Genomic DNA, 13,327 nt, shown 5'->3' with positions numbered 1-13,327 from the left:
CGACTTACAAGCCGCTCAGGCGGCTCGATAAGGCTGCAAAATACTCGGCCTGAGCCTCATCGGGGCTAACGCCGGCAGCGCCGCTGCGGTACAACTCAGCCAGGCGATACGCTGCTGCCGGGTGACCCGCCTGCGCCGCCAATGTCCACCACTGGATGCTTTGCTGAGCATCTGCGGCGTATTGGCTATCACCGGCCAAACTCAATACACCGAGCTGATAGGCCGCCTTGCCATCACCCGCCTTGGCCGCCAAGGCAAGCAAACGCCGACCTTCATTACGCGCTCCTAGGCCTTGCCCACGAAACAGCAGGATGTGCCCATAGAAACTCTGCGCCTGGACATCGCCCAGATTCGCCATACGGGAAAACTGCCCTTCCAGCCAACGCCAGGCACGCGGCTGCTTGACCAGCCAAGCCCAGTGGAACAAGCGGCGCGCCAGCAGATAACCGATACGCGCTCGTAGTGCAGCGAACATCAGACGTCTTCCGAGTAACTGAATTCGAACACCCGAGCCACTTCAGCAGCATGCCAGGAAGCTGCCGCTACACCATCAGAAGCGCCGCTAAAGCGGCCTAGACGGCTCACACACTCGAAGAAACCTGTACGCGGCAGGCGGCTGGCGCCCTGACTGATGACCAACGCACTGCGCAGCGGCCGATCGGCACGCGCATCCAGTGCTGCGAGATGCTCCAATGCCGCCGCTAACGTTTGCATGGCTGGGCTCGGCAACGCCAAGCGTTCAATCATTGCCCGATAGGTCACGACATGGCGCTGGCGCTGAGCGCTCTCTAGCTCATTGAGCAAGGCTTCCCAGTGCTGCCGACTGATACTCACGCTCAAGATTGTGACTCCCAGCCAGCAACGCCCAAATGCCAGGCCAGGGCACGTTGGATGGCGGCGTCAGGCAGGCGCTCGCCGCTCTCAATCATGCCCAGGTAATGCGGGCTGATGCCAACATTGCGCGCCAGCTGCTCGACGCTTAGATCTTTGGCCTCACGCAATGCAGTGAGCTCACTCAACGCCGGCTTGCTCTCATCAACCACTGGCGCGACAACCTCAGGGACGTGCCCAGCGGCTTGTAGCAATGCTTGATACTGCGCCCAGGGCAGCACCGCATACTCCGGCGCACCATCGCGCTCGATCACTTGCACATTCATCTGTAATTCTCCATGCAGAGCACTTCCATCACTCTCAGCAACTCCAGAATAAGTGGGCATCTTAACAGCCCGGCAGCACAAAGCGCGTGATCTATACTGCCCCTGGCTTATCCACCCGCGCATGGGAGAATCTTTTGTACAGACTGCTCACACTGCTCATCGTTAGCTGTAGCAGCCTGGCCAACGCGGACGAATTGAGGTGGGGTTTCGCCAGCGCTGATGGCATGCCTTACGTTGACGTGCGCGAACAACAATTGCACGGCGGCTTCATCTACGAATTAGGCCAACGGGTCAGCCAACAGCTGGGTTATCAAGCAGCGTTCATTGAAACACCCAACAAACGCATTGATGAATTCATGCAGCGTGGCCGTATTCACGTCATCTGTAACAGCAACCCGCAATGGCTAGAAAACCCCGAGCGCTATCACTGGTCCGCCCCACTTTATAGCGAAGCCGATGTTCTGCTCGTGCATCGCGAGCAAGCGCCAATCAATAGCCTGCAGGACCTGTATGGCAAGAACCTGGGCACTCAGCTGGGTTATGTCTATAACCATGCGTTGATGGACGCATTCGCTACACACAAGATCAACCGCAAGAACCTGCGTGATCACGCTGCTGGTCTAAACCTGCTGCGCAAACAACGCCTGAATGCGGTCATCGATATGCAACGCACATTGCGCTACCAGATGAATCAGCAGGCAAATGCGCCGCTGCGGATTAACAGCTGGGTGATTGAGCGTTATGACATGCATTGCACTTACAGCCCGCGGCTGCCGCTCAGCGCCGAGCGCCTCGATCAAGCACTCTTACAACTGCGTGATCAGGGGCTGATTGAGCAGCTGCTGAACGACAGCTAACGCAGACAACCGTGGTCATTGCAGCGTGCCTTCTATGGCGTCGGCTGATTCGTCTGCCTCGGGTAGACGTTCGACGATCTGCAGCATTTCTGGAGCTTGAGCTGCCAGCCACTGCTCGAACGCGGCCAGCTCGGCCTGCCAGGTCCGCATAACCCAAGCGAGAACGGCCAGATCATCAACCAGACCAACGCCAAACAACCAATCGGGTATCGCATCCAGCGGTGTAACGAAGTACAGCAAGGCGGCCACCACTGCCAGCAATGCTCGGGAGTCGATAGCCCGATACTCGCCGCGCCACCACGCTAAGCAAAGCGCTTGCAACGACTTCAACTGACTGGCCAATTCGGCAAAGCCATTACCCAGCTTGTCGCGCTTTCGAGCGACAGATAACAGCAACGCCGGTAACCGCCCAGCCTTGAGAAAACGCCGAGCTAAAAACAGGTAACGCGCGAAATTTTTCGGTGCTTTCATACCCTTCTCCCGGCAACCCCGCATCCTTACTGGTCTCGCTAAGGTTATCCACTAAAGCTGTGGATAACCTTGTGAGCAATTGCTCAATAACCCTGGCAAACGCCCAGCCCATGCGGCCTCACCACAGATCGGACATTTTTTACCCACAGACTAAAATCTCATATAAATCAATAAGTTAAAAATGGCAACGGGTTTATTAAAGAGAACCACACTAACCCGCTACAGCCACAAAAGAAAATGTGCATAACCGTAACACCGCAACCACCGGATGCATCCTTTAAGACCCGTCAGTCAAACAAAAAGTGCAGATTTCGAACGACAAAAACGACAACGCCCCGTCGAGACGGGGCGCTGTATAGATCGCTAAACGTTACTCTTCAGCGGCGGTATCTTTGATCGCAATCAGCTCTAGATCAAATACCAGCACCGAGTTGGCTGGGATGGCCGGCGTCGGGCTCTGCTCGCCATAAGCCAGCTCGCTTGGGATGTACAATTTGTATTTCTCACCAACGTGCATCAGCTGCAGGCCTTCAACCCAACCTGGGATTACGCCGTTAACGGGCAGGTCAATCGGGCTGCCGCGCTCAACCGAGCTGTCGAATACGCTGCCATCGGTCAGCTTGCCTTCGTAATGTACGGTCACTACGTCGGTTGCCTTTGGCTGTGCGCCGTCAACCTTCTTCACCACTTCGTACTGCAGGCCGGACTCAGTGGTGACCACGCCGTCACGTTTGGCATTGTCTTCCAGGAACTTCTTACCGGCCTTGGCCGACTCTTCATTCAGGGCGACCATGCGCTCTTCCGCACGCTTTTGCAGGAAGGCAAAGGCTTCGATCAGCTCTTCATCTTTTAGGCGCTGTTCTTTTTTGCCGATGGCATCTTCGATACCTTGAGCCACAGCGTTGGAGTCCAGGTCATCCATGCCTTCCTGAGCCAGGCTTTTGCCCATATTCAGGCCGATGCCATAGGAGGCCTTCTGCGCTGGAGTCTCCAGGGTGATTTCGCTGGTTTGCGAATCGCAACCTGCGAGAACCAAACCTACCAGGGCGACCGCCGCTGCTAAACGATGCTGTTTCATGCTTGTTCCTTGTCCGGTACGCCCTAGGGCTAATGGTGTGAAAGCGCGAGCTTAGCAGGCCGCCACGATCACTGGCTACCGTGATAGGAGACAGAAAATGCGTATAAGTTCAGATGTTTAGGTGTTTTTTAGGAAGGATTTTGCAAGAATTGCGAGGCGTTTCGGTATGTCACAGAGGGGATGAAGCGAGGATAAAAATGGCGCAGCGGACGGGACTCGAACCCGCGACCCCCGGCGTGACAGGCCGGTATTCTAACCGACTGAACTACCGCTGCGCGTAACTTCAAAAGCGAGTGGTGGGTGATGACGGGATCGAACCGCCGACCCGCTGCTTGTAAGGCAGCTGCTCTCCCAGCTGAGCTAATCACCCTTCTCTCTCGAAGTGGGCGCATTCTAGACAGCAATCCTTACCTTGGCAAGCACTGTTTTGAAATTTTTTATTGTTGCAGCAAAGGCTTAGCGCAGACTTGGCCTTAGGCACCGCTGGGAGGAATAATGCACCCCGAATGAAACGTGTGGGTTATTTAAGGGGTCGCATGGCCTTGCACAGCCTGAAACAGACTCTGCACCCGCGACTATCGATTTGTAATACCTGCCGCCGCCGGCAACTCAGTTAATGGAGATTCACCCCCTTATGTGGTTTCGTAACCTGCTGGTTTATCGCCTCACCCAAGATATCCCTTTAGATGCTGAGGCTCTGGAAACGGCTCTGGCAGCCAAACCGGCTCGCTCATGCGCCAGCCAGGAACTCAGCACCTACGGCTTTATCGCGCCCTTCGGTAAAGGCGACGATGCACCGCTGGTTCACGTCAGCGGCGACTTTCTGCTGATCGCTTCTCGCAAGGAGGAACGTATCCTGCCGGGCAGCGTGGTGCGTGACGCACTCAAGGAAAAAGTCGATGAAATCGAAGCCGAGCAGATGCGTAAGGTCTACAAAAAAGAGCGCGACCAGCTTAAAGATGAAATCGTGCAGACCTTCCTGCCGCGCGCATTTATCCGCAAGTCGGCCACCTTCGCGGCCATCGCGCCCAAGCAAGGTTTGATTCTGGTCGATTCGGCGAGTGCCAAGCGTGCAGAGGACCTGCTATCGACTCTGCGTGAAGCCATCGGCTCGCTACCGGTCCGCCCACTGACCGTTAAAATTGCCCCGAGCGCCACACTTACCGATTGGGTCAAGACCCAACAAGCTGCCGCCGACTTCACTGTCCTGGACGAATGCGAACTGCGTGACACCCATGAAGATGGCGGCGTAGTCCGCTGCAAGCGCCAGGACCTGACCAGCGACGAAATCCAGCTGCATATGACCGCTGGCAAGCAGGTCACCCAACTGTCCCTGGCCTGGCAAGACAAACTGTCCTTCATGCTGGATGACAAGCTGGTGGTCAAACGCTTGCGCTTCGAAGACCTACTGCAGGATCAGGCCGAACAGGATGGCGGCGACGACGACCTTGGCCAGCAGGACGCCAGCTTCACCCTGATGATGCTGACCTTGGTCGAGTTCCTGCCGCAGTTGTTCGAAGCACTGGGCGGCGAAGACACCCCACAGGGCATCTAACCGCTATGCTGCACGCGCAGGGGAACAAATCACTGTTCCACTGCGCGCACGCGTGAGGACGACCTCACCACTCTTTGAGTGACCATCACGGGACGGCCCCTCTGCATCAACGATGGAGGTATCTATGTCCTGGATCATTTTGCTGCTGGCCGGCGTATGCGAAATCGGCTGGGCTGTCGGCTTGAAATACACCGACGGTTTTACCCGCCCACTCCCCACCCTACTAACCGTCACCGCGATGGTTTTCAGCGTCGCGCTGCTGGGCTTGGCCATGAAGGAATTGCCACTGGGCACTGCCTATGCGATCTGGACCGGCATAGGCGCTGTCGGCACAGTGATCGCCGGCATCATTCTGTTTGGCGAAGCCGTGACCCCGCTGCGCCTGGTCAGTGTGGCCTTGATCGTCTGCGGCCTGCTCGGGCTGAAACTCAGCCACTAAGCGACCGCTCCACACGACCGCGGGTCGCTCGCCAAGCATTGAGCAACCACCATCTGAAAGGCAAAAAAATCCGACACCAGAACAGCTGGTATCGGATTTTTCGGATGCTGTACTGCCGAGCCTTAACGACTTAAGCCGGCAGTACTGCTGCCATTAACAGACTGCGGTATTAGCGCCGCTCAGGCAGACAACTCAACCAACAACTTATTCAAGCGCTGAACATAAGCCGCTGGATCTTTCAGGTTATCGCCGGCCGCCAGTGCCGCCTGGTCAAACAGGATGTGACTGAGGTCGGTAAAACGCTGTTCATCGGCCTCAGCATCCAGCTTCTCAATCAGCGGATGCGCAGGGTTGAACTCGAAGATCGGCTTGGAGTCCGGCACCTTTTGCCCGCTGGCTTCAAGAATCTGGCGCATTTGCAGGCCCATATCCTGCTCACCAATGGCCAGAATCGCCGGTGAGTCGGTCAGGCGATGGGAAACCCGCACCTCAGCAACCTGCTCACCCAGCGCAGTTTTCAGGCGCTCAACCAGGCCTTCTTTAGCCTTGGCCACTTCTTCCTGGGCTTTTTTATCTTCTTCCGAATCCAACTTGCCAAGGTCCAGATCGCCACGGGCCACATCGACAAACTGCTTACCGTCGAAGTCGGTGAGGTAGCTCATCAGCCACTCGTCGATACGGTCGGTGAGCAGCAGCACTTCAATGCCTTTCTTGCGGAACACTTCCAGGTGCGGACTGTTCTTCACCTGCGCGTAGGATTCGCCAGTCAGGTAGTAGATCTTGTCCTGACCTTCCTGCATGCGCGCGATGTAGTCACCCAGGCCGACGCTTTGCTCGCCCTCTTCACTGCGGGTAGAGGCAAAACGCAGCAAGCCGGCGATTTTCTCCTTGTTGGCAAAATCTTCTGCCGGACCTTCCTTGAGCACCTGACCGAAGTTCTTCCAGAAGCTTTTGTATTCTTCCGGCTGGTTCTTCGCCAGTTTCTCCAGCATGTCCAACACGCGCTTGGTCAGCGCCGACTTCATCGAATCGATGATTGGGTCTTTCTGCAGAATTTCACGGGAGACGTTCAGCGACAGATCGTTGGAATCGACCACACCCTTGATAAAGCGCAGGTACAGCGGCAGGAACGACTCAGCCTGATCCATGACAAACACGCGCTGCACATAAAGCTTCAGGCCACGCGGCGCTTCGCGCTGATACAGGTCGAACGGCGCGCGGGCCGGGGTGTACAGCAGCGAGGTGTATTCCAGCTTGCCTTCAACCTTGTTGTGGCTCCAGCTCAGTGGGTTTTCGAAATCGTGACCGATGTGCTTGTAGAACTCTTGGTATTCCTCGTCCTTGATTTCGGTACGCGGACGAGTCCACAACGCGCTGGCACGGTTGACCGTTTCCCACTCCAGCGCCGGCGCTTCTTCGCCTTCGGCAGTGGTTTGCTCTTTCGGCAGTTCGATAGGCAGAGCAATGTGGTCGGAGTATTTCTTGATGATATTGCGCAGGCGCCAGCCATCAGCGAACTCTTCTTCACCGCTTTTCAGGTGCAGCACGATGCGCGTACCACGCTCGGCTTTTTCAATGCTGGCAACTTCAAACTCGCCCTCGCCTTTGCTCGACCAATGCACGCCTTCGCTGGCCGGGCTGCCGGCACGGCGGCTGTACACGTCAACCTTGTCGGCGACGATAAAGGCTGAATAGAAGCCCACACCGAACTGACCAATCAGGTGGGAATCTTTCTTTTGGTCACCGGTCAGGTGCTGCATAAAGTCAGCAGTGCCGGACTTGGCGATGGTGCCCAGGTGGGTGATCGCGTCTTCACGGCTCATGCCGATGCCGTTGTCCTCGAGGGTGACGGTTTTAGCGTCTTTGTCGAAGCTCACGCGGATCTTCAAGTCAGCGCCACCTTCGAGCAGCTCGGGCTTGGCCAGAGCCTCGAAACGCAGTTTATCGGTAGCGTCTGAAGCGTTGGAAATCAGTTCGCGAAGGAAGATTTCCTTGTTCGAGTACAGCGAATGGATCATAAGGTGCAGCAGCTGCTTCACCTCTGTCTGGAAGCCCAGGGTTTCTTTTTGAGTTTCCACACTCATGCTCTCTTACTCCACTTTATTGACGAAGCCGCAGTACGGCGGATGTCATACAGGTGGGGGCATGTTGTGGGATTTCAAGTGCTTGGCCGAGGCGTGCTTCAGGGCTCGAGCAACTCGATACGGATAATCTCCTGCGGAAGCAGCCTGTAGCTGACCTCCCCACGCCCATTCATGCGCTGACGCAGGATGATCCGCTCATCCTGATCGACGCCCTGAAAGCGCCCTTCAGCAGTATTGCCGCGTTCAGTAACCGCACGCATGTTGAGGTCGTAATAACGACTAGGGCTGCGCAGCAAGCCTTCAAGACTGAAGCGCACGCGGCGATCGAGAGGCCTAGTGACCCGCTCCGGCAGCGCAGCGACAAGCGTTTCAGGCTTTTCTGCAGCGGACGCAATAACAGCACTAGGTACCGCTGCAAAGTTATCAGATGCCACCTGCCAACCACGCCCCTTGAGCTTTTGCAGCGTGATGGGTAACTGCTGCAGGTTCCCGTTGATCCGCGCACTGACGTTCAGCTCAATACTTTGCAAAGGAAAATTCAGACTGCCGATCGGCTGCAACTGCACCTGGCGAGTGGCAAAACGGCGCTCCAGATAGTCATGGATGACATAGCTGACAGTATCGACTGAGTCGAACTGGCGATCGACTTCCTCGCCCTGATAACGCAGGCCATTACGGAACAGTTCAAGTTTGCCGCTTAGGGTGGTTTTAAATTGTGCCGGCATAACCAGATGGAAATCACCCGCCAGCTTGTTCGGTGCAACCGGTTGCAAGTTCAGGTGCAAGGTGTAGCCACGGCTTAGACGCCGCGCTTCGGGCAATTCCTGCTCAGGCAACAGCCAGCTGATTTCCACTTCCGGCAATGCGCCTGTATCTGCGGGCAGCACATCAATCTGCACCGGACCACTGTCGATCTCCGGTAGACGAATTACCAATTCACTCTGGGCGAAGAAGTCCTGCCCTTCACGCAGGCTTAATACCCCGTCAAGCAACTCGGCCTGCTGCGGCGCAAAAGGCCGGCCATTGAGCTGACCACGCAGATCAATGGCCAACTCAGCGGGTGCCTGCACCTCGGGCTTGAGCCATGACAGGCTGAGGATGGCTTCCAAACGCTGCGCATCATGGCTGGCCAGCAGGGTCAGGCCGACCACCAGCGGGATGATGCCCAACCCAGACAGAAGCAAAGCAGGTCGCGCTGAAGGCCAGTGACGCAGCACATACAACAAGGTGAACGGTGGCAGTAGACTGGCCCAGCCCCATAGCAGGCTGGTGGTAAAGGCGCGCATCACCAGCCAAACCAATCCGGCGAGTATCAGCAGCAAGCCCCCCAGAATCAGCAGCGCATCCATTCAGTGTTCCTTAGCGTTGATAAAAGTCAGTCGTCATGCGCTGGCCTGACGGCTAGGGCTCATCGACCTTAAAGTGCGCGCGCGCCGTGGCGATGGGTTCGGCCTGCTTGGTTTGCCAGGCCGTGATGGCCACGTTGGCAACCCGGCGACCCTGCCGCCACACCTGGCATTGCACGAAGGTGTCACGATATAGGCCAGCGCGCAGGTAATCTATCGAGAAGTCGATGATTTTCGGCAAATGTGGAATGCCCATAAACATCAATAAATGAAGCATCGCCGAATGCTCCATAAAGCCGGCGATTACCCCGCCGTGCAGTGCCGGCAAGGTCGGATTACCGATGCAGTCCTGATTGGCGGGTAGGCGAAAGACCATGTCATCGCCCATCCGCAAGCACTCAATACCGAGCAATTTGGCGTAGGGCATCAGGCTGATCAGCGGGTCGTAGTTATTTTGCGCATGGGCTTCACGCACCAGCTGGTTAAGGTTCAATCCACTCATTGGCCGGCTCCCTTTGAAGGACGCTGCAGATCGGCCGGTTTGCCCATGCGCATAAAAGCGCCCACCACATGAGCAATGGGTTCATCAGGGTTGTCCTGATAAGCATAACCACGGGTAAATATGATGGTCTCGGTCACCCGATAGCACTCGGCAAAACCGAAAACATCTTTATTCGGCTCAGCTGGACGCATGTAGTCAATGCGCAGGTCCAGGGTCGGGCAGATTTCAAACTCAGGCAGGACGCAGACGGTAGAAATACCGCAGGTGGTATCCATCAGCGTCGTAATCGCGCCCCCGTGGATCACTCCGGTTTCCGGGTTTCCCACAATCTGCTCACTGTAGGGCAAACGCAGAACCAGCCCTTCTGGCTCGGCACTGTGCACGCTTATGCCCAGCACCTGGCAATGGCGCAATACCGATAGAAAACGCTGCGCCCGCTCAACAATAGGGGACTCACTCATGACTTCAGACCCTGGGCAACTGTACAAAGGGTGCGCATGATACCCGCTGACAGCAGCCCCGACATCACGGCGACAGCCTCCTGATGCGAACTGACGACTTCTGACCAAGGAACTTCGGCGAAAAGCCGCTGTTTAATGGCTATGCTTGGGCTACCAGGTATTGATCAACCCATTACAAGGAGTACGAACCGTGCAAAAGCCATTCACCTATGCCCTGCTTCTCGCCGCCATGCTTGCCCTGGCCGCTTGCGAGAAAACCCCGGAAGACAAAATGGAGTCCGCCAAGGAATCCGCATCTGAAGCCATGGAATCAATGGGTGACGCTGTTAAAGATACTGGCGATGCCATCGAGCAGAAAGCCGATGAAGTCATGGGCACCGAGCCAACCACTGGCGAGAAAATTGAAGATGCTGCCAATGATGCAGCTGATGCAATGAACGACGCAGGCGACGAAGTTAAAGACGCCGTTGACGGCAACTAACCTCGTTTAGCTAAAACAATAAGGCCCGCCTAGAGCGGGCCTTATTGTTTTTGGCGCAATTAAAGCGCTGGGGTGAGCATCAGCAACAAGCTGCATAACAGACCAACCACCCAGACCACGCTGCGCTGCCAGTGCAGGTCAGCCCAGTAGAAAACCAGATACAGCACCCGCGCCACCACGAAGGTCACCGCCAGAGCATCCACCAAGATGCCGTGGTTATTGGTCACATGGGCCATCAGCACACCGGCGGCAAACAGCGGAAACGCCTCAAAGCTGTTCAGGTGGGCTGCCAAAGCACGCGAACCAAAGCCCGTAAGACGTCCTTGCTGAGCGCGCGGGTGATGGTTGTCGTAGCGACCAACCCCCTCCTTCGCCATCGCCTTAGCCACCGGGGCTTTGGCGATAAATATCAATAGCGCGCTGATAAAAATGCACCAGAACGGAATGCTCATTCGCTTTTCTCCTTGGGCGATTCAAACGCGGGGGTTTGGGTGTAGACCATCACTTCCAACACATCGGAATGAAACTCGCGGTGGTACAAGACAAAGACCACGCCTGCGCTGACCAGCATGAAAAACCAAGGATTGATAAACCAAGCCAATGTCGCCATACCAAAGTAATAGGCGCGCAGCCCTTGGTTAAACTGGTTGGCAGCCATGGAAATCACCCGTGCAGTGCGCTCTGCGAAGGCTTTGCGCTCCTGCTCGGTGACATGCCGCTCGCCAATCATCGGCGCAGAGCCCACCAGCACAGCCGCAAAGTTGTACTGACGCATGCACCAACTGAAGGTGAAGAAGGCATAAACGAACACCACCCCCAAACACAGCAACTTGACCTCGGACAGCCCGCGGCTGGCAGCCTGGACAAACGGCAGATCAGCCAACAGCGACACAGCACGATCAGACGCACCGAGCACCGTAAGAATACCGGCGAGAATAATCAGCGTGCTGGAAGCAAAAAATGAGGCATTGCGCTCCAGGTTGCCAATCACATTGGCATCGGCGATACGGTTGTCGCGCAGCAGCATGCGGCGCATCCAGTCTTCACGGTACAGATGCAGCACGCTGGCCAGGCATGGTGTGGTGCGGCCCTTGGCCTGGGCATAACGGGTATAACCGGCCCAACACAGTACAAACCAGAGAACAGCAAGCAGGTGCGGCAGGTAATAATCACTAATCGACATGCAAACTCCTTGTTAACCTGTGCCGATTATAGACAGGCCTGGCTTTCAGCTGGCTAACAAAAAGGCCGCTCACTGAGCGGCCTTGAGTAAACAGCAGAACTTAGACGGAGGCTGCTTTAGGCGCACCCAGCGCACGGTCTATCACCACGGCCAGCACCAACGTAACCAGCACCGGCAACAGCCAGCCAAGGCTTTGATCGGCCAGCGGCAATTCGCTGAAGAAATCCGGAATTAGGGCCTTACCGCCAGCGGCGGCAACACCGTCAACCAAACCAAAAATCAAGGTTACCGCCATAACCGGGCGGAATACCCGCGCCGAGGAACACCACAGGTCATCCAGCAGACTCAGTGCTACGAGCACGATTGCCAGCGGGTACAGCCCTACGAGAACCGGAATCGAGAAGCTGATCAACTGGGTCAACCCTTGGTTGGCGACTAGCAAGCTGAACAGCCCGAGCGCGATTACCACGGTTCGATATGAAACCGGCAACAGGCTGCTGAAAAACTCGCCACAAGCGGTCAGCAAGCCCACAGCGGTGGTTAAACACGCCAGGGTGATCACGAGTGCCAACAACAGGCTGCCAGTAATACCAAAGGTGTGCTGCACATAAGCGGTCAGCACCTGCACGCCATTCTGCGCTTCACCGGCAATCCCCTGGCTGGTTGCGCCAAGGTAGAACAGCGCCAAGTACACCAGCGACAGACCAACGGCAGCGATCAAGCCAGCAATCACCGAGTAACGGGTCACCAGCTTGCTATCGGTTACGCCCTGGTCACGGATCGCGGTAGCAATCACAATCCCGAACACCAGCGCACCCAGGGTATCCATGGTCAGGTACCCCTGCAGGAAGCCCTGCACAAATGGCGCACGCTGGTAATCTGCCGACACTTGGCCAATCTCACCAGCGGGGATGAGCAACGCCGCGCCGCCCAATACCAGCAAGGCCGCCAGTAGAACAGGAGTGATGAACTTGCCGATGCGGTCGACCAACTGCCCTGGATTCAGAGACAAGAACAGCACAGCTGCAAAGTAAGCCAGGGTGTAGAGCAGCAACGCGGTGCTGTTATCGCCACTAAAAGGCGCGATGCCCATTTCAAACGACACCACTGCCGTTCGTGGCGTGGCGAACAATGGACCTATAGCCAGGTAAACCGCCACCGCAAACAGAATGCCTGCACGCTTGCCCAGCGGTGCAGTCAGCAGTGCCATACCGCCGCCCACGCGCGCCAGTGCAACGATAGTCAGCAACGGCAAGCCGACGCCCGTGAGCAGAAAACCCAGCGCTGCAGGAACAATGTTCTCACCCGCTGCCATGCCGGCACTGGGTGGAAAAATAATGTTGCCCGCGCCAAGAAACAACGCAAACGTCATAAAACCGAGGGCCAGGACATCCGAGCCTTTCAAACGTGTCATAGAAGGGAATACCACAGGCAGAAAGTTAAAGTTCCGAGGGTTTCCCGATGGATCGGGGAAACGTCACCCCGCCGGTTAAGCGGAGCCACTGCAGCACCTTGAACCGCTTGTGGCGAAACAGGCGCTAATTAGTTGCAAGCCTAACGAATTTGTTCAGCCAGCGGCACTGGCGTAGGTCGGGCTGTCGGGCTGATGAAAAAAGCTGTCGCCTCAACGACACTTCGTAAGCGTCCAGCCAAGTCACCTTCCGAACTCCAGCATTAAGGGCGATGGTGTCCGCGTATTTTTAAGCGGACGCG

The 13,327-nt window shown here is 56.4% G+C and carries 16 protein-coding genes and 2 tRNA genes; 4 read left to right on the top strand and 14 right to left on the bottom strand.

All coding sequences use genetic code 11. The features are described from left to right. Positions 1 to 4: 4 nt before the first annotated feature. From N1078_RS17480 to N1078_RS17470, 3 genes are read right to left on the bottom strand one after another with little or no spacing between them, the layout of a single operon-like run. Positions 5 to 475, bottom strand: a complete 471-nt coding sequence (locus N1078_RS17480; RefSeq protein ID WP_274089387.1) for a sel1 repeat family protein — start codon at positions 473 to 475, stop codon at positions 5 to 7. Then, positions 475 to 840, bottom strand: coding sequence for a hypothetical protein (locus tag N1078_RS17475; RefSeq protein ID WP_274089386.1), 366 nt, complete (start codon positions 838 to 840; stop codon positions 475 to 477). The genes N1078_RS17480 and N1078_RS17475 overlap by 1 nt, the downstream gene beginning before the upstream one ends. Next, positions 837 to 1,157 carry a helix-turn-helix domain-containing protein gene (locus N1078_RS17470; protein ID WP_274089385.1) on the bottom strand — a complete coding sequence of 107 codons (321 nt, stop codon included), beginning with the start codon at positions 1,155 to 1,157 and terminating at the stop codon, positions 837 to 839. The genes N1078_RS17475 and N1078_RS17470 overlap by 4 nt, the downstream gene beginning before the upstream one ends. 134 nt (positions 1,158 to 1,291) lie before the next feature. On the opposite strand from N1078_RS17470, the gene N1078_RS17465 reads away from it, so the two are divergent. Continuing rightward, positions 1,292 to 2,014 carry a substrate-binding periplasmic protein gene (locus N1078_RS17465; RefSeq protein ID WP_274089384.1) on the top strand — a complete coding sequence of 241 codons (723 nt, stop codon included), beginning with the start codon at positions 1,292 to 1,294 and terminating at the stop codon, positions 2,012 to 2,014. A 15-nt stretch (positions 2,015 to 2,029) separates the two neighbouring features. On the opposite strand, the gene N1078_RS17460 is transcribed toward N1078_RS17465, so the two are convergent. The 4 genes from N1078_RS17460 to N1078_RS17445 form a co-directional block, all read right to left on the bottom strand. Next, positions 2,030 to 2,485 carry a YkvA family protein gene (locus tag N1078_RS17460; protein WP_274089383.1) on the bottom strand — a complete coding sequence of 152 codons (456 nt, stop codon included), beginning with the start codon at positions 2,483 to 2,485 and terminating at the stop codon, positions 2,030 to 2,032. Between the two features lie 370 nt (positions 2,486 to 2,855). Further along, complete coding sequence (locus N1078_RS17455) at positions 2,856 to 3,563, bottom strand: FKBP-type peptidyl-prolyl cis-trans isomerase (protein WP_274089382.1); 708 nt, start codon at positions 3,561 to 3,563, stop codon at positions 2,856 to 2,858. A gap of 198 nt (positions 3,564 to 3,761) precedes the next feature. Further along, a tRNA-Asp gene (locus tag N1078_RS17450) sits at positions 3,762 to 3,838 on the bottom strand. A gap of 19 nt (positions 3,839 to 3,857) precedes the next feature. Beyond that, positions 3,858 to 3,933, bottom strand: a tRNA-Val gene (locus N1078_RS17445). A gap of 264 nt (positions 3,934 to 4,197) precedes the next feature. Here N1078_RS17445 and rdgC point away from each other — a divergent pair. Together rdgC and sugE are read left to right on the top strand one after the other, a co-directional pair. Continuing rightward, entirely contained in the window at positions 4,198 to 5,118 is a 921-nt protein-coding gene (gene rdgC / locus N1078_RS17440) for a recombination-associated protein RdgC (protein ID WP_274089381.1), read from the top strand. 124 nt (positions 5,119 to 5,242) lie between these two features. Beyond that, positions 5,243 to 5,557 (top strand): quaternary ammonium compound efflux SMR transporter SugE, encoded by a 315-nt coding sequence (gene sugE, locus N1078_RS17435; protein WP_274089380.1) that lies wholly within the window; start codon positions 5,243 to 5,245, stop codon positions 5,555 to 5,557. A gap of 179 nt (positions 5,558 to 5,736) precedes the next feature. Here sugE and htpG read toward each other — a convergent pair whose 3' ends face one another. The 4 genes from htpG to N1078_RS17415 form a co-directional block, all read right to left on the bottom strand. Next, the gene (gene htpG / locus N1078_RS17430) at positions 5,737 to 7,641 is read right to left on the bottom strand and encodes a molecular chaperone HtpG (RefSeq protein WP_274089379.1); all 1,905 of its coding nucleotides are present in this window, start codon (positions 7,639 to 7,641) and stop codon (positions 5,737 to 5,739) included. Between the two features lie 98 nt (positions 7,642 to 7,739). Then, positions 7,740 to 8,990 carry an MFS transporter gene (locus N1078_RS17425; RefSeq protein ID WP_274089378.1) on the bottom strand — a complete coding sequence of 417 codons (1,251 nt, stop codon included), beginning with the start codon at positions 8,988 to 8,990 and terminating at the stop codon, positions 7,740 to 7,742. 52 nt (positions 8,991 to 9,042) lie between these two features. Beyond that, positions 9,043 to 9,489: a PaaI family thioesterase gene (locus N1078_RS17420; protein ID WP_274089377.1), complete on the bottom strand. Its 447-nt coding sequence runs from the start codon at positions 9,487 to 9,489 to the stop codon at positions 9,043 to 9,045. Further along, entirely contained in the window at positions 9,486 to 9,950 is a 465-nt protein-coding gene (locus N1078_RS17415) for a PaaI family thioesterase (protein ID WP_274089376.1), read from the bottom strand. Before N1078_RS17415 ends, N1078_RS17420 begins: the two co-directional genes overlap by 4 nt. Before the next feature lie 190 nt (positions 9,951 to 10,140). Between N1078_RS17415 and N1078_RS17410 the strand changes: the two genes are divergently transcribed. Then, positions 10,141 to 10,431: a hypothetical protein gene (locus N1078_RS17410; RefSeq protein ID WP_274089375.1), complete on the top strand. Its 291-nt coding sequence runs from the start codon at positions 10,141 to 10,143 to the stop codon at positions 10,429 to 10,431. 59 nt (positions 10,432 to 10,490) lie between these two features. On the opposite strand, the gene N1078_RS17405 is transcribed toward N1078_RS17410, so the two are convergent. The 3 genes from N1078_RS17405 to brnQ form a co-directional block, all read right to left on the bottom strand. Then, entirely contained in the window at positions 10,491 to 10,883 is a 393-nt protein-coding gene (locus tag N1078_RS17405) for an MAPEG family protein (protein ID WP_274089374.1), read from the bottom strand. Next, positions 10,880 to 11,614: a DUF599 domain-containing protein gene (locus tag N1078_RS17400; RefSeq protein ID WP_274089373.1), complete on the bottom strand. Its 735-nt coding sequence runs from the start codon at positions 11,612 to 11,614 to the stop codon at positions 10,880 to 10,882. The genes N1078_RS17405 and N1078_RS17400 overlap by 4 nt, the downstream gene beginning before the upstream one ends. A gap of 100 nt (positions 11,615 to 11,714) precedes the next feature. Next, complete coding sequence (gene brnQ / locus N1078_RS17395; RefSeq protein ID WP_274089372.1) at positions 11,715 to 13,028, bottom strand: branched-chain amino acid transport system II carrier protein; 1,314 nt, start codon at positions 13,026 to 13,028, stop codon at positions 11,715 to 11,717. Positions 13,029 to 13,327: the final 299 nt, after the last annotated feature.

The organism is Pseudomonas sp. MIL19, assembly GCF_028680365.1.
Lineage (GTDB): Bacteria > Pseudomonadota > Gammaproteobacteria > Pseudomonadales > Pseudomonadaceae > Aquipseudomonas > Aquipseudomonas spirodelae.
Note: the sequence above shows the minus strand (reverse complement) of the source record. Positions and strands in the feature narration are given on the sequence as shown.